At 61.7% G+C, this 15,881-nt stretch carries 16 protein-coding genes and 1 tRNA gene; 2 read left to right on the forward strand and 15 right to left on the reverse strand.

The window, feature by feature from the left end:
* From rpsS to H3T89_RS03220, 10 genes are all read right to left on the reverse strand, one after another.
* Positions 1 to 279 (reverse strand): 30S ribosomal protein S19, encoded by a 279-nt coding sequence (gene rpsS, locus H3T89_RS03175; protein ID WP_015022355.1) that lies wholly within the window; start codon positions 277 to 279, stop codon positions 1 to 3.
* A 15-nt stretch (positions 280 to 294) separates the two neighbouring features.
* Positions 295 to 1,125, reverse strand: coding sequence for a 50S ribosomal protein L2 (gene rplB / locus H3T89_RS03180; protein ID WP_015022356.1), 831 nt, complete (start codon positions 1,123 to 1,125; stop codon positions 295 to 297).
* Between the two features lie 35 nt (positions 1,126 to 1,160).
* Positions 1,161 to 1,463 carry a 50S ribosomal protein L23 gene (rplW, locus tag H3T89_RS03185; protein ID WP_015022357.1) on the reverse strand — a complete coding sequence of 101 codons (303 nt, stop codon included), beginning with the start codon at positions 1,461 to 1,463 and terminating at the stop codon, positions 1,161 to 1,163.
* A 5-nt stretch (positions 1,464 to 1,468) separates the two neighbouring features.
* Positions 1,469 to 2,143 carry a 50S ribosomal protein L4 gene (rplD, locus tag H3T89_RS03190; protein ID WP_198216236.1) on the reverse strand — a complete coding sequence of 225 codons (675 nt, stop codon included), beginning with the start codon at positions 2,141 to 2,143 and terminating at the stop codon, positions 1,469 to 1,471.
* A gap of 4 nt (positions 2,144 to 2,147) precedes the next feature.
* Positions 2,148 to 2,801 carry a 50S ribosomal protein L3 gene (gene rplC / locus H3T89_RS03195; protein WP_110417607.1) on the reverse strand — a complete coding sequence of 218 codons (654 nt, stop codon included), beginning with the start codon at positions 2,799 to 2,801 and terminating at the stop codon, positions 2,148 to 2,150.
* A 16-nt stretch (positions 2,802 to 2,817) separates the two neighbouring features.
* On the reverse strand, positions 2,818 to 3,126 hold the full coding sequence (gene rpsJ / locus H3T89_RS03200; protein ID WP_006295278.1) for a 30S ribosomal protein S10: 309 nt from the start codon (positions 3,124 to 3,126) through the stop codon (positions 2,818 to 2,820).
* A gap of 284 nt (positions 3,127 to 3,410) precedes the next feature.
* Complete coding sequence (gene adhE, locus H3T89_RS03205; protein ID WP_415873468.1) at positions 3,411 to 6,194, reverse strand: bifunctional acetaldehyde-CoA/alcohol dehydrogenase; 2,784 nt, start codon at positions 6,192 to 6,194, stop codon at positions 3,411 to 3,413.
* A gap of 266 nt (positions 6,195 to 6,460) precedes the next feature.
* Entirely contained in the window at positions 6,461 to 6,952 is a 492-nt protein-coding gene (rpsI, locus tag H3T89_RS03210; protein ID WP_015022361.1) for a 30S ribosomal protein S9, read from the reverse strand.
* Between the two features lie 20 nt (positions 6,953 to 6,972).
* The gene (rplM, locus tag H3T89_RS03215) at positions 6,973 to 7,422 is read right to left on the reverse strand and encodes a 50S ribosomal protein L13 (RefSeq protein WP_045935716.1); all 450 of its coding nucleotides are present in this window, start codon (positions 7,420 to 7,422) and stop codon (positions 6,973 to 6,975) included.
* A 202-nt stretch (positions 7,423 to 7,624) separates the two neighbouring features.
* The gene (locus tag H3T89_RS03220; RefSeq protein WP_015022363.1) at positions 7,625 to 8,257 is read right to left on the reverse strand and encodes an AbrB family transcriptional regulator; all 633 of its coding nucleotides are present in this window, start codon (positions 8,255 to 8,257) and stop codon (positions 7,625 to 7,627) included.
* Positions 8,258 to 8,365: 108 nt separating this feature from the next.
* Here H3T89_RS03220 and H3T89_RS03225 point away from each other — a divergent pair, with 108 nt between their 5' ends.
* A complete protein-coding gene (locus tag H3T89_RS03225; protein WP_198216237.1) occupies positions 8,366 to 9,028 on the forward strand; it encodes an IMPACT family protein in 663 nt (220 codons plus the stop codon).
* A gap of 220 nt (positions 9,029 to 9,248) precedes the next feature.
* On the opposite strand, the gene H3T89_RS03230 is transcribed toward H3T89_RS03225, so the two are convergent.
* A tRNA-Ser gene (locus tag H3T89_RS03230) sits at positions 9,249 to 9,335 on the reverse strand.
* A 225-nt stretch (positions 9,336 to 9,560) separates the two neighbouring features.
* Here H3T89_RS03230 and dinB point away from each other — a divergent pair.
* Positions 9,561 to 10,832, forward strand: coding sequence for a DNA polymerase IV (dinB, locus tag H3T89_RS03235; RefSeq protein ID WP_198216238.1), 1,272 nt, complete (start codon positions 9,561 to 9,563; stop codon positions 10,830 to 10,832).
* Here dinB and dapC read toward each other — a convergent pair.
* The 4 genes from dapC to H3T89_RS03255 all read right to left on the reverse strand — a co-directional run bounded on the left by dapC (position 10,829) and on the right by H3T89_RS03255 (position 15,770).
* The gene (gene dapC / locus H3T89_RS03240; protein WP_198216239.1) at positions 10,829 to 11,983 is read right to left on the reverse strand and encodes a succinyldiaminopimelate transaminase; all 1,155 of its coding nucleotides are present in this window, start codon (positions 11,981 to 11,983) and stop codon (positions 10,829 to 10,831) included. The genes dinB and dapC overlap by 4 nt on opposite strands.
* 71 nt (positions 11,984 to 12,054) lie before the next feature.
* Complete coding sequence (gene fdxA / locus H3T89_RS03245) at positions 12,055 to 12,372, reverse strand: ferredoxin (protein WP_015022367.1); 318 nt, start codon at positions 12,370 to 12,372, stop codon at positions 12,055 to 12,057.
* 57 nt (positions 12,373 to 12,429) lie between these two features.
* Complete coding sequence (locus H3T89_RS03250) at positions 12,430 to 13,953, reverse strand: amino acid permease (protein WP_110417613.1); 1,524 nt, start codon at positions 13,951 to 13,953, stop codon at positions 12,430 to 12,432.
* Positions 13,954 to 14,177: 224 nt separating this feature from the next.
* Complete coding sequence (locus H3T89_RS03255) at positions 14,178 to 15,770, reverse strand: UxaA family hydrolase (protein ID WP_198216240.1); 1,593 nt, start codon at positions 15,768 to 15,770, stop codon at positions 14,178 to 14,180.
* Between the last annotated feature and the right edge of the window lie 111 nt (positions 15,771 to 15,881).

Raw genomic sequence — 15,881 nt, forward strand, 5'->3', positions numbered from 1 at the left:
TCAGCGGCGTGCTTTCTTGTCGTCCTTCACGTGACCCCTGAAGGTCCGGGTGGGGGCGAACTCGCCGAGCTTGTGGCCGACCATGGCCTCGGTGACGAAGACCGGGACATGCTTGCGACCATCGTGCACAGCGAAAGTGTGCCCGATGAAGTCCGGGGTGATCATGGAACGACGGGACCAGGTCTTGATGACGTTCTTGGTGCCCTTTTCGTTCTGCTCGTCGACTTTCTTCTGCAAGTGGGCGTCGACGAATGGGCCCTTCTTGATGCTACGAGTCATCTTTCCGACACTCCCTTACTTGCGGTTCTTACCATTTGGACGACGACGCACGATCATCTTGTTGGAGGCCTTCTTGGGCCTGCGGGTGCGGACCTCGCCCTTGCCCCAGGGAGACACCGGCGGCTTGCCGCCACGAGTGCGTCCACCATGCGGGTGGTCGACCGGGTTCATGGATTCACCACGGGTGATGGGCCTGCGGCCCATCCAGCGGGCGCGTCCTGCCTTGCCGAGCTGAACGTTGGCATGGTCGTTGTTTCCGACCTCGCCCACCGTTGCGCGGCAACGGGAGTCGACGTTACGAATTTCGCCGGAGGGCATACGCAGCTGGGCGTAGGCTCCGTCCTTGGCCACCAGCTGGACCGCAGCACCGGCCGAGCGGGCGATCTTGGCGCCGCCCAGGGGCCGCAGCTCGATGGCATGAACGATGGTGCCGGTCGGGATATTGCGCAGAGGCAGGTTGTTACCGGGCTTGATGTCGGCCTGTGGACCGGTCTCGATGACGTCACCCTGCTTGATTCCCTGCGGTGCGATGATGTAGCGCTTCTCTCCATCTGCAAAGTGCAGAAGGGCAATGCGGGCCGAGCGGTTGGGATCGTATTCGATCTCTGCAACCTTGGCGGGTACGCCGTCCTTGTCCCAGCGACGGAAGTCGATGAGGCGGTACTGGCGCTTGTGCCCACCGCCGCGGTGGCGGCTGGTGACGCGACCATAGGAGTTGCGTCCGCCTGTCTTGCTCAGCTTGCGAACCAGCGACTTCTCGGGCTTGGAGCGCGTGATTTCGGCAAAGTCCGAAACCGAGGCGTTGCGACGGCCCGCGGTCGTCGGCTTGTATGTACGGATAGCCATAATCTAGTTCTTCCTTAACTTTTCTCGGCTAGCCTTCAGTTGTTGGTACCGAAGACATCGATCGACTGGCCCTCAGCCACCTTGACGATGGCGCGCTTCTCGGCGGCGCGACGACCCCAGCCCGTACGGGTTCGGGTCCGCTTGCCCTGCCGATTGAGGGTGTTGACCGATGTGACCTTCACGTTGAAGATCTGCTCGATGGCCTGCTTGATGGCGACCTTGTTGGCATCAGGGTCCACCACGAATGTGTACTGGCCGCGGTCCGAGTTGGCGTAGCTCTTCTCGGAGACGACCGGGCGCAGAATGATGTCGTGCGCTGGCTTGTGAATAGCTGCCATGAAAATCAGGCCTCCTTGACGGTCTCGGACTTGGCGCCGCCCTTGACGGCCAGGAAGGCATCGAAGCCATCCTTGCTGAAGACGACATCCTCCGCCGTGACCACATCGTAGGTGTTGAGCTGATCGGCGAAGAGGACATGGACGGTGGGCAGGTTCCTGACGGAGAGCCACTCGCTGATGTTCTCACGGGATAGCACGACGGTGGTGAATCTGTTGTCGACCAGGGGCAGCAAGGCTGCCTTGGCGGCCTTGGTGGACGGGGTCTCACCAATGCCGAAGTCGACCACGTGCACACGTCCTGCGTTGACCCGGTCGGACAGGACATAGCGCAGGGCTGCGGCCTTCATCTTCTTGGGGGTGCGCTGGGAGTAGTCACGCGGCTGCGGGCCGTGGACAATGGCGCCACCGGTCCACTGGGGAGCGCGGATGGAGCCCTGACGAGCACGACCAGTGCCCTTCTGCTTCCAAGGCTTGCGGCCGCCGCCGGAGACGGTGGACCGGGTCTTGACCGAATGCGTGCCCTGGCGGGCAGCAGCCAGCTGGGCGACGACCACCTGGTGAATCAGCGGCACGTGCGAGCGGACGTCCTCCTCGGCAATGCCGAAGATCTGCTCGGGTGCGTCCACGGTCCCGGTGTTCTTGCCCTGGGCGTTGGTGATGTTCAGAGTCAACTTAGCCATGGTTTCAGGCTCCCTTCACTGCCGAACGAACCAGGACGATGGCACCGCGGGGCCCGGGCAGGGCACCCTTGATGGCGATGACGCCCTTCTCGGCATCTGCGGAGACGATGGTCAGATTCTGGACGGTCGAAGTGTCATGACCCATGCGGCCGGCCATGCGCTTGCCCTTGAGGATGCGGCTGGGCGTGGCGCAGGCGCCCACTGAACCCGGACGACGCTCGTTCTTGTGCGAGCCGTGGGTGCGGCGGTAGGACTTGAAGCCCCAGCGCTTGATGGTGCCGGCAAAGCCCTTGCCCTTGGTGGTGCCGGTCACATCGACCTCGCTGCCCTCGGGCAACAGATCCAGGCCCAGTTCCTGGCCGGGCTGATAGCTGCCGGCATCGGCGGTGCGGACTTCAACCAGGTGACGACGCGGGGTCACTCCGGCCTTGGCGAAGTGACCGGCCAGCGGCTTGGTCACCTTGGTGGGATCAATCTGCCCGTAGCCGATCTGGATGGCCTGGTAGCCGTCCTTCTCCTGGTTCTTGACCGCGGTCACCACGTTGGTGGACACGTCCACCAGGGTCACCGGGACGAAGAAGCCGTTCTCGTCCCAGACCTGGGACATGCCCAGCTTGCGGCCCAGGAGAGCCTTGCGGTTCCTCTGCTCTTCAGCCATGCGGTTTCCTCCTCCCCTACAGCTTGATTTCAATGTTGACGTCCGCCGGCAGATCGATGTGCATCAGCGAATCCACAGCCTTGGGCGTGGGATCCACGATGTCGATCAGGCGCTTGTGGGTGCGCATCTCGAAGTGCTCGCGGGAGTCCTTGTACTTATGAGGAGAACGGATGACGACATACACGTTCTTCTCAGTCGGCAGCGGAACGGGGCCAACCACAGTTGCGCCCGCGTTCGTCACCGTCTCGACGATCTTCTTCGCCGATTGGTCGATGACCTCATGGTCATAGGACTTTAGCCTGATGCGGATTTTCTGTCCCGCCATTGCCGTCCGCCCTTTCTAGCGATCTATGAACTGATTACCCAGTCTGTTTCAAGGGCACGGAACGACGGCCACTGGAGACATTCCTCCCGACAGGCCTCAGCCGGATCCATGCGCAGCCGTGGAGAATCCCGTGGGGATGGGAGTCCTCGCTGCACCCGCTATTGTGATTGACAAAATGCGAGCCCAAAACAGGCAACTTTCTTATTAAAGCACGAGGGTTCCCCTAGAAGAATCCGGGCGTGTCGCGCCTCTTCCAGGAGAACCCCCGGCTCAATTATGGACTGTCAAGCCCGCTGGGAGGCCTCCTGGACCATATCCTCACCTTGGCGGGCGACCCTCATCCGGTGGCCCTCCTCCTGGCTGACCCCATAGTAGGCGGCCACAGCGATGTCCTTCATGTCCTCAATCAACGGAATACGGGGGTTGGCGGGCGTGCACTGATCCTCATAGGCGCGCATGCCGATCTGATCCAGGGACTTCCAGTAGAAGTCCTCGTCCACTCCGGCAGCCTGGAAGGAGGCATCCATGCCCAGGCGCTCGTCCCGGTAGGATTCCACAGCACGGGCCAAGAGCTCCACGCCTTCCTCGGGAGTTGCGGATTCGATGCCCAGTACGTGAGCCATCTGCCTGTAGCGCTCCGGGGCCACATACTCGCTGTACTTGGGCCAGCTGGTCGGCTCGTCCGGGATCCGTCCGTTGTAACGGATCACATAGGGCAGGAGGATGGAGTTGGCGCGCCCATGGGCCACATGGCAGAGGGCTCCGATGGTATGCGCCATGCCGTGGCACATGCCCAGGAAGGCCGAACCGAAGGCCATGCCAGCCATGGTCGCCGCATTATGCATCTTCTCCTGGGCGCGCACCTTGGCCTCGCCGCCGGCGGTATCTACGGCAGGCTCCAGGTTGTCCCAGATCAGCTTGGCCGCATGCAGGGCCATGGCGTCGGTGTAGTCATTGGCATAGACCGAGACGAAGGCCTCAATGCAGTGGGTCAGGGCATCGAAGCCCGAGTCGCAGGCCAGGCTCTTGGGCTGGGTACGGGCCAGAACCGGATCCACGATGGCCACGCTGGGAGTCAGGGCGTAGTCGGTGACGGGGTACTTGTATCCGGTCTTATGGTCGGTGATGACCGCGAATGGGGTGACCTCCGAACCCGTGCCCGAGGAGGTGGGAATGCAGACCAACCTGGCCTTGGTGCCCAGGGGCGGAATTTTGAAGGCCCGCTTGCGGATGTCGAAGAACTTTTCCCGGACATCGGCAAAGGAGATCTCCGGGTGCTCATAGAGCAGCCACATGATCTTGGCCGCGTCCATGGGACTGCCACCGCCCACGGCGATAATCGTGTCGGGACGGAACTCATCGCGCATCATGGCCGCACCGCGCTCCACCGTCTCGACGCTGGGCTCCGGCTCTACGTAGTCAATGATCCGGAAGGTGACCGGCTCGGACCGGGCCCGCAGCTGATCGATGATCTTGTCCACGATCCCCAGCTGCTCCATGACCTTGTCACAGACGATGACGGCACGTCGGATGCCGAACATGTCGCGCAAATAGCGGACGGAGTTGGGCTCGAAGTAGGTCTTGGGGGGCACCTTGAACCACTGCATGTTGTTGTTCCTCCGCGCAATCCGCTTGATGTTGATCAGATTGACCGCCTGGACGTTGCCCGAGACCGAGTTGCCGCCATAGGAGCCGCAGCCCAGGGTCAAGGAGGGGGCGATGGCATTGTAGATGTCGCCGATGCCGCCCAGGGAGCTGGGCTGGTTCCAGACAATCCGGCAGGCGTGCATGCGCTGACCGTACTCACGCACCAGCCTCTCGTCATCGGTGTGAATGGCTGCCGTGTGCCCGGCGCCGTAGCGCAGCATCTGCTCGCAGAGGGTGAAGCCCTCCTCCTTGTTGCTGGCCTTGAGTACAGCCTGAACCGGAGCCAGCTTCTCCAAGGTCAGGGGCTCCACGGGGCCGACCTGGTCGCATTGGGCAGCCAGGATGGTCGCATCCTCGGGTATCTCGAAGCCGGCCTGACGGGCGATGAACTGGGGGGACTTGCCCGGAACCTCGGAGTTGAGCCTGGGAGCAGACGCATCGGCACCGGCATGGGCCCGCACGCCGAACATGTACTCCTCCAGCATGGCCTTCTCCTCAGGGTTGACGAAGTAGGCCTTGCGCCGCTTCATCTCCTGGATCACCCGGTCATACACATCCTGATGGGCGATGATGGCCTGCTCTGTGGCGCAGATCATGCCATAGTCAAAATGCTTGGACAGAATCAGGTCGTTGACGGCCCTGGGGACGTTGACCCTGCGGTCCACATAGGCAGGGGCATTGCCGGCTCCTACGCCCAGGGCAGGCTTGCCCGAAGAGTAGGCGGCCTTGACCATGCCGGTGCCTCCGGTGGCCAGAATGGTGGCCACGCCGGGATGCCGCATGAGCGCGCCGGTGGCCTCGACTGAGGGATGCTCGATCCACTGGATGCAATTCTGAGGAGCGCCTGCCTCGATAGCGGCATCGCGGACGATCCGGGCCGCCTCCACCGAACAGCGCTGGGCGTAGGGGTGGAATCCGAAGATGATGGGGCAGCGGGTCTTCAGGGCCAGCAACGACTTGAAAATGGCAGTCGAGGTGGGGTTGGTAACCGGAGTCACGCCAGCCACTACACCCACCGGCTCGGCCACCTCGATGATGCCGTCCACGTCGTTTTCGCCGATGATGCCCACGGTGCGTTGCCTGGCCAGGTAGTTGGTCACATGCTCGCAGGCGAAGATGTTCTTGGTGGCCTTGTCCTCCACCAGACCGCGCCCGGTCTCCTCCACGGCCATCTGTGCCAGGGACAGATGCTTGTTCAGGGCCGCGATCGAGGCCTTGGCCACAATCCGATCCACCTGTTCCTGATTGAGCTCCTCAAAGGCGCGTAAAGCCGACTGCGCGCGGACGACCAGAGCATCCACCTCCCTGCTGGCCAGCTCACTGCTGTCGACCCGGCCACCTTCCCTGCCTGCTGCCGGATCCTTCATTTGTTGCTCATGCTTCTGCTTCTGCGTTCCAGCCAAGGTATTGGCCCTCCTCATGTTCCGCGGATGCCGGTCCACGAAAGGCATCCGTCATAACGTGACGAAAGTCACAATATAGACCGGAGGGGGCACCATTGAGCCCCAGGATGAGCGAACGTTCGCTTGAAGCGTGTCGTGTGGGAATCCGTTGTTTTTCTGCTCATTTTCCGCACTGCAACGTGCGCTTTGGCGTTCGCTTCAGACTGGGCCGTCCAGGCGTGAATCCAGGCATGAAAAATCCCCAAGGTCCGTGAGAACCTCGGGGATGGAAGAAACTGCGAACGTCAGCGCTTGGAGAACTGCGGAGCTCGACGGGCCTTGTGCAGACCGGCCTTCTTGCGCTCCACCACGCGGGCGTCGCGGGTCAGGAACCCGGCCTTCTTCAGGGCAGGGCGGTTGGCGTCCCGGTCGATGGCGTTCAGGGCGCGTGCGACGCCCAGACGAACTGCGCCGGCCTGGCCGGTCACGCCGCCGCCCTCTACGCGCACAACCACGTCGAACTTGTTCTCGAGCTTGAGCAGCACGATAGGCGAGTTGACCTCGCGCTGATGCAGCTTGCTGGGGAAGTACTCCTCCAGGGTGTGCCCGTTGATGCTCCACTTGCCGGAGCCCGGAATCAGACGGACGCGGGCGACTGCCTCCTTGCGGCGGCCGGTGCCGTAGCCCGGCTCGATTGCGGAGGTGCCGGTGCCTGCGCCGGCGTTGGTCTCGGAAGTGTAGGAAGCGCTGGTCTCCTCGGCCTCGAGAACCGCGGAGCTGTTGTTGTTGTCAGCCATGGTGATTATCTCCTCTGGTCCTACTTGGCCTGCTGGGCGACCTGATGGATCTTGTACTCAATGGGCTGCTGCGAGGTGTGAGGATGCTCCTCGCCTGCGAAGACCCGCAGCCTGGTCAGCTGGACCTTGGCCAGCTTGTTCTTGGGCAGCATTCCCTTGACCGCCGTCATGATGATGCGCTCGGGGTTGTGCTCCATCAACTGCCCATAGGAGTCGCGACGCAGACCGCCGGGACGGCCGGAGTGGGTGTAGAGCACCTTGTCGCTCTTGTTGCCCGTCAGTACCATCTTGGACGCGTTGATGACGATGACGTTGTTGCCGGAGTCGGCGTAGGGCGCATAGGTGGGCTTGTTCTTGCCGCGCAGCAGATCGGCCACCTGGGCTGCCAGACGCCCCAGCACCACACCGGAGGCGTCGACGATATACCAGTCATGTGTCAGATCGGCTGGTTTCGGGGTGAAAGTCTTCACGATTCAACCTTTTCCTTGCATTGTGTTTCGGGCTCTCTGCGCCGCATGCTGCCATGCTGGCCGAAAGCCATGTATTCCGTGGGCTCCCTTAAAGTCCTAGACGGCGAGTGGGAAAAGCGCTTTGAGGACCCCTTAGGGAAACACAACAATCCATTATTGTAACGCCTGAGTGCCGTTCGTCAAAATTCGCGTCGTCCCGGTCTCAGCGGGTGGCTGCCGCCCGTGCCACCTGCCCGTCCGGGTCCTGGCGAAGGGCGTCGAGGGTGGCCTGCCTGGTGTTGGGATTCAGAGCCACGGCCCGGCGGACCATGGCGGCCAGCACATGGGGGGCATTCTGCTCATCGCGAGTGCCGAGGGCTCCCAGAAAGTCCAAAGTATCAGCATCAGTGCGCTCGTCCTGGGCACCCTCCAGGCGCATCTTCCAGGAGGTCATGGGATTGGTCAACGCAGCAGCCCTGACTCCTGCATCCTCGTCCTTGGTGAGCAGACCGGCCAGCCAGTTCTTGTCATCCTTGTTGGCGGCCACGGCCCGACGGACCTCCGGGCTGGAATCCTGGGAGAGCTTGACCAGAATGTTGGGGAAGGGCATGGTCTGCGCCAGGTAGATCCTGTCCTCCACCGGCGTGTGCTCGTTGCCGGCCACGGCCTCCAGCAGTGCCGTGAAGCGGGAGAAGGCGGCCTGGTCGGACCTGTCGGGCAGAGGGCTCCGGGCGAATTCGTGCAGTTCGTCCGTATCGGTGGAGTGCCTGAGCCTTTCATAGAAAACGGTCAGGGCCTCGTGGGGCTTGCCGGCTGACGGGGATTCGGTTTCCGGTTGGTCCTGGGGATTGGTCATGCGGCCAGCTTAGGTCGTCTCCCTGATAACAGACTCGGCCCGGAACCCCCTCTAGCATGGAGATAGCGCAGGAACCGAGGAGACGATAGGCATAGGAGGCAAGCCGATTTGCTCACCATACTGGATAGGCCGCAGAAACCGGCCACAGGCTCTCTGACCGAGCGGAAGTCCGAGTTCATTGGCCAGGCCTGCCATATAGAGGACCAGGAGGCGGCCATGGCATTCGTCCAGGAGGTCCGATTACAGCACCCCAAGGCCCGACACGTCTGCCACTGCGCAATCTGGGGGCCCGAGGGCCGCACCAGCGAGCGCATGAGCGATGACGGAGAGCCCTCCGGAACGGCCGGCAAGCCCATACTTGAGGTCATGCGTCGGCAGGGGCTGACCGACTGCGTCCTGACCGTTACCCGATACTTCGGGGGGATCCTTCTAGGGTCAGGGGGGTTGATCCGAGCCTATTCCTCAGCAGCCTCCCTGGCGCTCGAGGCGGCGAGATCGGCACGCGTGCTCCCGACGCAACGGTTCACGATCACTGTGGACTACCCGGAGTACGACTCCCTCTGCCGTCTGATCCGCAACTCCGGGGGCCACGTGGAGACCGAAGACTTCACTGACCGGGTGCGCTTGACCTACGACCTGGAACCCGCAGCGGTGCCGTCCTTTGATGGACGGTTGGCCGACCTTCTGCAGGGCCGGGCCCAGCCCAGTGCCCTCGGTGAAGGCCGCAGGCTGATTCCTCTGTCTGAGGACAGGGCTTCATCTGCTTCATGATGGCCAAGACGAGCCATACAGCCGTTGCCCGGCTGCGGTCTACCTGCCAGACAGGCTCATGCCAAGTATCGCCGGTCCTCCGCCGTGCGGACTATGACCCTGCCAGACCGTGACCTGGGCAAAGATATAGAAATTACAGAAAAGAGCACAGAACAAGAAAGACCTTTGAAAAGGACTAAGACCGGCAATCGTGCATAATAAGCGATCACCGGTCATCAGGCGGAGACGAGGAGATTCGAACTCCTGGACCGCTTGCGCAGTCAACACCTTAGCAGGGTGCCCCTTTCGGCCACTCAGGCACGTCTCCATGCAGGCTCCCGAGCCAGGACCTTAGCCCCAGAGTTTCGAGAACAGAACAATAGAATACCATGATTTACCGACCTGACTCGCCGGGGCGGCTGAAAGCGGCGAGCAGGGAACGGATTCGTTTATTTTCATGGATTAAAACCATAAAAGTGAATCTTTTTCAAGAATTTACGTATGAGAATAATTTATCGCATGTTCCTCCGGGACCTCCTCCTATCATGGAGCTATGAGTACCGCACCAAGGCTTGCAGCCGCCAAGAAGGACTGGGGACATGACGAGACCGGCTGCACGGTACTGCACATTGACATGGATGCCTTCTACGCCTCCTGCGAAGTCGCTCGACACCCGCAATTGCAAGGCCGGCCGGTCATCATCGGCACCGGACGACGTTCGGTGGTCTCCGCAGCCAGCTACGAGGCCAGAACCTTCGGCATCAACTCGGCCATGCCCCTGGCGCGTGCCAGGCGACTGTGCCCCCAAGGGGTCTTCCTTCCGGTTGACATGACCTATTACCAGAGCATCTCAAGACGGATATTTGATACGGTTTTCTCACGAATCACCAATCAGATCGAGCAGGTCTCGGTAGACGAGTGCTACATGGACGTGTCCGGGGCGCTCATGCGCTGGGGCATGCCCACAGCCATCGCCAGGTGGATCCGAGCCAGCGTGGCCCGCCAATTCCACGTGACCTGCTCGGTGGGCATCGCCACCAACAAGCTTGTGGCCAAGATGGCCTCCACCAACGCCAAACCCGATGGCATGCTGCTGATTCCCAAGGCCCGCCAGGCCGAGTTCGTCCAGCTGATGCCCCTGCGCGGCATTCCCGGCATAGGACCGGCCCTGGAGAAGCGGCTGAACGCCTGGGCCATCAAGGATGTAGCCGACCTGGCCACCATGAGCGAACGGGATCTGACCCGGGCCACAGGTTCAACAGTTACAGCCCGGAAGCTGGCACAGGCCTCCCACGGATTGGACGACGATCCGGTCCAGCCGCGAGCGCCAGAGAAGTCCCTGGGCGCGGAACGCACCTTTCTGCACGACACCACCAGCATGAAACAGGTCTGCGACCTCCTGCGCGTCTGCAGCAACGAGGTGGCCACCGGACTGCGATCACACGACCTGATCGCCCGGACCATCACCGTCAAACTGCGCTTCGATGATCTGCGCTATATGACCAAGGCCCACACCCTGGAAACCCCGGTCAACTCAGCCAACCGGATCTATCCGCAAGCGGTCGGTCTGCTCAAGGCCATGTTGGGGCTGCCCGATGGCGTGCCCATGGATACCCCCCTGCCCAGGCTGATTCGTCTGGCCGGTGTCAGCGCATCCGGTCTGAGCCGGGTGGAGGACACTCCCATCCAGCCATCCCTGGACGACATCATCCACGAGAGCAAACGTCACACCGGCAGCGAGTCTCAGCGCCTGGATCAGGCAGAGGCCACCATGGACTCCATCAGAAGCCGCTATGGCAAGGGCTCAGTCAGCATGGGCCTCTAAGCGGCGCTACGCAGACGTCCTAAGGCCAGCTCCAGCTGCTCGTCAGTGATGGTTGACGAGAATCGCAGACAGTGGCCGTCCCCATAGAACTCCCCTGGACTGGCCAGAATACCAAGACGGGACAGGTCCGCCATATCGGCCCAACAGTCGCCCGAACGGGCTTGCACCCAGATATACAGGCCTCCCTGAGGCATGACGGCATCGTATCCGTAAGATCTGAGAGCTTCAGCCAGGGCATGCAGACGACTGGCGTAGACGCCACGCTGGGCCATCACAGCCTCACCGTCCTCCAAGGCGGCCCGCATGGCCCGCTGCACCGGACCTGGCACAATCAGCCCCATCTGCTTGCGGTAGGCGGTCATGGCCTCCACCAGACGAGCATCGCCGGCCACCAGGGCTGCCCTGTATCCGGCCATGCTGGACTGCTTGCTCATCGAGTACAGACAGAGTATCCCACTGGCATCGCCGCCACAGACTTCAGACTCCAGTATGCAGGGCGAGGCAGGAATTTGCGCATCTCGCCCAGCCTGGGCGGGCCCTGACCAATCCAGCAGGGCATAGCACTCGTCACTCAGGACCGTGACCCCTATAGAACGGGCCGCCCGTACGATCTTAGCCAACCCGGCTCGGCCGATGATTCGACCACTGGGGTTGCCCGGAGAATTGATCCATATTGCTCGAACGCCGGGCAGATTCACCCATGAATCCGTATCAACAGGATCGTCCACGGTCGTCACCTGGGCCCCGGCCAGCTGGGTTCCGATGGCATAGGTGGGATAGGATACCGTCGGCTGCACCACCCGGTCCCCCGGTCCCAGATGCAGGAGTGAGGCCATGAGCGCCACCGCCTCCTTGGACCCCACCGTGGGCACCAGATCCGCCCCCAGGGCATCCAGATCGACTCTGCGGCGACGTCGGAACCAGTCGGCCGCGACCTGCCTCAGGGGGGCGTCACCGGCGGTTTTTGGATATCCCCGTGCCTGGCCGTCATCCGCAGCCGCCGCCAAGGCCTCCTTGACCGACCTGGGCACAGGATCCACCGGCGAACCCACCGACAGGTCCACCAGACCACCGGTGCATTGCTCCGCACGCCGACGGTAAGGGTCAATCCTTGACCAGTCATAGGGGGATTCAAAAGAGTGAAAACCCATGGCCCGCCTTCCTCGTATAAATAAGCCGCGGCGGGATGACTCCCATCCGCGGCTCGTCAGCCTCATTTCAACTACTTGTTGGGTGGCAGGGCTGCCACACCCTCCGGATCGTGATCGTAGGGACCGACCGCAGCAGCGCCGCCGGCATCCCCCACCTGGGCGAAGAAATCAGTCGCCGCATCCTTATACCAGGTCCACTCCTCGGGCAGGTCGTCCTCGTAGAAGATGGCCTCCACCGGGCAGACCGGCTCGCAGGCGCCGCAGTCCACGCACTCGTTGGGGTTGATGTAGAGCGAACGGACGCCCTCATAGATGCAGTCCACCGGGCATTCGTCCACGCAGGCCTTGTCCTTGACATCCACGCAGGGCTGAGCGATGACGTAGGTCATAGGTTACCTCCTGAGTATGCGAATATTCACTCTACACTCCAGCGCCGACGCTCCAGGTCAGTGAAGACCGGCCTGGGTGGCCTTGGATATCTTCCCGCTGAGCTGATGGCGGCCGAGCAGGGAGTGCCGATAGGAGTAGCCGAAGTAGATGGCCAGGCCCGCAGCCAACCAGACCACGAACCGGATCCAGGTCAGCACGGTCAGGTTGAGCATGAGCCAGAGGCAGGCCAGAGCGATCAGAATAGGCACCCAGGGGTTGCCGGGCATCTTGAATGACCGGGGCAGGTCAGGCCGGCGCTTGCGCATGATGGGCAGGGAGATGGCCACCAACAGGAAGGCCGAGAGCGTGCCGATGTTGACCATGTCGGACAAGACGTCGATGGGGAAGCAGGAGGCCACCACGGCCACCACGATGCCGCCCAGGATCTGGATGCGTGCAGGCGTGCCATGGCGGCCAGTGCGGGAGAGGGCACGGGGAAGAAGCCCGTCGCGGCTCATGGCGAAGACGATGCGGGTCAGCCCCAGCAGGAGCACCATGACCACGGTGGTCAGCCCCACCACAATGCCGAAGGAGATGATCTTGGCAGCCCAGGGAGCGCCCACCATCTCGAAGCCGGTTGCCAGGGAAGGGTTCTTGGCCTTGGCCAGATCCTTGTAGGAGACCATGCCGGTGGTGACGATGGCGACCAGGATGTACAGGGTGATGACGATCAGCATGCCCAGGCCGATTCCACGGGGAATGGTCTTATGGGGCTCCTTGGCCTCCTCGGAGGTGGTGGCGACGATATCAAAGCCCACAAAGGCGAAGAAGACCAAGGCGGCGCCTGAGAGGATGCCGGGGACACCGTAGATTGTGGGCTGCATGCCGGAAACCCACTGCCAGAGGGGCTGACCCATGATTCCTGGCACGCTGGCCCCCGGAACGGCCGAGGCCGGCTCAGAAGGCGGGATGAAGGGCCGATAGTTGTCCACCTTGACGTAGAAGAAGCCCACCACAATGACGAAGACCACGATGCCGATTTTGAGGACGGTCAAGGCACCGTCGAACCGGGCCGAGAGCTTGGTGCCCAGGACCAGAAGGACCGTGAAGAGGGTGACGACCACCAGCGGGGCCAGGTCCACATCCATGCCGCCCACATGGAAGCTGGAGCTGAACGAGGTGCCCCCCATTAGATGGATGAAGTCGTTCAGGTAGACGCCCCAGTACTTGGAGATGACCGAAGCGGCCATGAGCATCTCCAGAATCAGGTCCCAGCCGATGATCCAAGCCACCAGTTCGCCCATGGTGTTGTAGGTGAAGGTGTAGGCCGAGCCTGAAACCGGGATCATGGAGGCGAACTCCGCGTAGCACATGACGGCTGCCGCGCAGACGATGCCTGCGATGACGAAGGAGATGATGACGGCCGGACCCGCATGGAAGGCCGCCGCCTGGGCCCCCACCGAGAAGATGCCAGCGCCCACGGCCACTGCGACGGCCATGATGGCCAGGTCCCAGGTGGTCAGCGTCCGCTTGAGCGACCTGCCTTCCTCCCCGGTCTCCGCCAGGGTCTGTTCAACGGATTTCTTCCTGAATAATTCCATCCTGCTCCCAATCGTGACTTATTGTGCCGCAAACTCCTCCGGCCCATCACTATAGGAGATGGGGGCGCACAACTCCGGACTTTGCTCATTTCGGGATATTACCCGCTGGCAGGCCTTCCGGAATCGACGACTCGATCCAGGCGCAGCAATCCGCCAATAGACAAGTAGACAACAAGGCACCCCAGCCGTTCCGACCGGGGTGTCCACTGGATACAACCCGTACTTTATTCAGTCGGGCCATCCTTGAATATGGCGATATCCTGCATGCCGTTACGCTCATTGCAGGTCTGCTCACCGTTGACCACTGCAATGACCTTCTCGCGGAAATCATTGAAAACCCGATCACCTGGCTCATCCAGAAGACGGCCGGCATCGAAGTCAATCCAACGATGCTTCTTGGTGGCCAAAGGCGTGTTGGTGGCTACTTTCACAGTAGGCACGAAGGTTCCGAAGGGAGTGCCCCGTCCAGTAGTGAAGAGGACCACCTGCGCTCCGGCCGCAGCCATTCCCGTACTGGAGACAAGGTCGTTGCCTGGCGTCTGCAACAGTGAGAGCCCGGGTCTGGAGATATGGTCGCCATAGTTGAGCACATCCTCGACCTCGCAACGACCGCCTTTGCGGATGCATCCCAAGGATTTATCCTCCAGAGTGGTTATTCCACCCTCCTTGTTGCCTGGAGAGGGGTTGTCGGATATGACTTCGCCGTATTTGCGGAAGAATCCCTTGAAATTGTTGATAAGGTCGACGACATCATGGAAGACCTGCTCGTCGCGTGCCTGGCTCATCAGGACCTGCTCGGCCCCGAACATTTCAGGAACCTCGGCCAGGACCACGGAACCGCCCTGGGTAACCACCCATTCAGCGAACCGACCGACCAGCGGGTTGGCCGTGATGCCTGACATTCCATCGGACCCGCCGCACTTGACGCTGACCTTGAGTTCGGACAGGGGCACCTCTTCACGGTGATCACCTTTGGCCGCCTCGTTAATCTTGTCCAGGAGGGCATCGGCCTCATCCAGCTCGTCCTCCACCTCCTGGCATATGATCCAACGAACCCGGTTCGCGTCATACTCCCCCAAGGTGCTCAGCATGTCCTCCATCTGATTGTTCTCACACCCCAGACCGACGAGGAGCACACCCCCGGCGTTGGGATGTGTGGCGATGTCCTGAAGACAACGCCTGGTGTAGACCAGATCGCCGCCGAGTTGGGAGCATCCATAAGGATGACGCGCCACGATCACCGAGTCAAAGGATCCGTTGCCGGGATGGCGGGCTGAGAAAGACCGTGCCATGGCGTTGCACAGACTGTTGATGCAACCTACGGTTGGGACGATATAGAGGTCGTTGCGGATGCCTACCTTGCCCGTCGCGCGCCGGTATCCTTGAAAAGTCCCGGTCGGACTGCCCGGTTTGACCGTGTCGGTAACCGGCTGATAACGGTAGGTCAGGTCGGCGCCCAGGTTGGTGGCCAGATTGTGTGTATGGACCCATTGCCCCGTTCTGATAGCCTCCTTGGCATGGCCTATGGCATAGCCATACTTGATGACGTCCTCACCCTTGGCAATGTCCTGAAGCGCAAGTTTGTGTCCACGGGGAATTTGGTCAAGCACCGTCACCTCGCCATGCCCCTCGACCAGGACCCTTTCGCCGGGCTCCAGATTCCTGGCAGCGACAGCCACCATATCCGTAGGATTAAGCAGGATTGTGTCCTGACCGGTCCGCGCTGGTATATCCTTGATATAGTCATGCTTCAAACCAGTGGCTTTGCCGTCGCCGCATGTGGAGACGAATCCTGTGGAGCCGCCCTCTGGAATCATGCATTGCCTCTTTGCCTCACTCATGCTCTCAAGCTAACGAACCTTCTAAGATACCGGTCACTTTGTTGCCAACCTTTGCGCAGAAAAAGGCCCCGGTCCCCCTCCTCCGAG

Origin of the sequence: Bifidobacterium sp. W8114, assembly GCF_016101165.1 — a bacterium.
GTDB lineage: Bacteria > Actinomycetota > Actinomycetes > Actinomycetales > Bifidobacteriaceae > Bombiscardovia > Bombiscardovia asteroides.

What these genes read in the sequence shown, in the direction of transcription:
- rpsS (WP_015022355.1), bottom strand. Translation starts at nt 279, where the DNA reads ATGACTCGTAGCATCAAGAAGGGCCCATTCGTCGACGCCCACTTGCAG.
- rplB (WP_015022356.1), bottom strand. Translation starts at nt 1,125, where the DNA reads ATGGCTATCCGTACATACAAGCCGACGACCGCGGGCCGTCGCAACGCC.
- rplW (WP_015022357.1), bottom strand. Translation starts at nt 1,463, where the DNA reads ATGGCAGCTATTCACAAGCCAGCGCACGACATCATTCTGCGCCCGGTC.
- rplD (WP_198216236.1), bottom strand. Translation starts at nt 2,143, where the DNA reads ATGGCTAAGTTGACTCTGAACATCACCAACGCCCAGGGCAAGAACACC.
- rplC (WP_110417607.1), bottom strand. Translation starts at nt 2,801, where the DNA reads ATGGCTGAAGAGCAGAGGAACCGCAAGGCTCTCCTGGGCCGCAAGCTG.
- rpsJ (WP_006295278.1), bottom strand. Translation starts at nt 3,126, where the DNA reads ATGGCGGGACAGAAAATCCGCATCAGGCTAAAGTCCTATGACCATGAG.
- adhE (WP_415873468.1), bottom strand. Translation starts at nt 6,194, where the DNA reads ATGAGGAGGGCCAATACCTTGGCTGGAACGCAGAAGCAGAAGCATGAG.
- rpsI (WP_015022361.1), bottom strand. Translation starts at nt 6,952, where the DNA reads ATGGCTGACAACAACAACAGCTCCGCGGTTCTCGAGGCCGAGGAGACC.
- H3T89_RS03220 (WP_015022363.1), bottom strand. Translation starts at nt 8,257, where the DNA reads ATGACCAATCCCCAGGACCAACCGGAAACCGAATCCCCGTCAGCCGGC.
- dinB (WP_198216238.1), top strand. Translation starts at nt 9,561, where the DNA reads ATGAGTACCGCACCAAGGCTTGCAGCCGCCAAGAAGGACTGGGGACAT.
- dapC (WP_198216239.1), bottom strand. Translation starts at nt 11,983, where the DNA reads ATGGGTTTTCACTCTTTTGAATCCCCCTATGACTGGTCAAGGATTGAC.
- fdxA (WP_015022367.1), bottom strand. Translation starts at nt 12,372, where the DNA reads ATGACCTACGTCATCGCTCAGCCCTGCGTGGATGTCAAGGACAAGGCC.
- H3T89_RS03250 (WP_110417613.1), bottom strand. Translation starts at nt 13,953, where the DNA reads ATGGAATTATTCAGGAAGAAATCCGTTGAACAGACCCTGGCGGAGACC.
- H3T89_RS03255 (WP_198216240.1), bottom strand. Translation starts at nt 15,770, where the DNA reads ATGATTCCAGAGGGCGGCTCCACAGGATTCGTCTCCACATGCGGCGAC.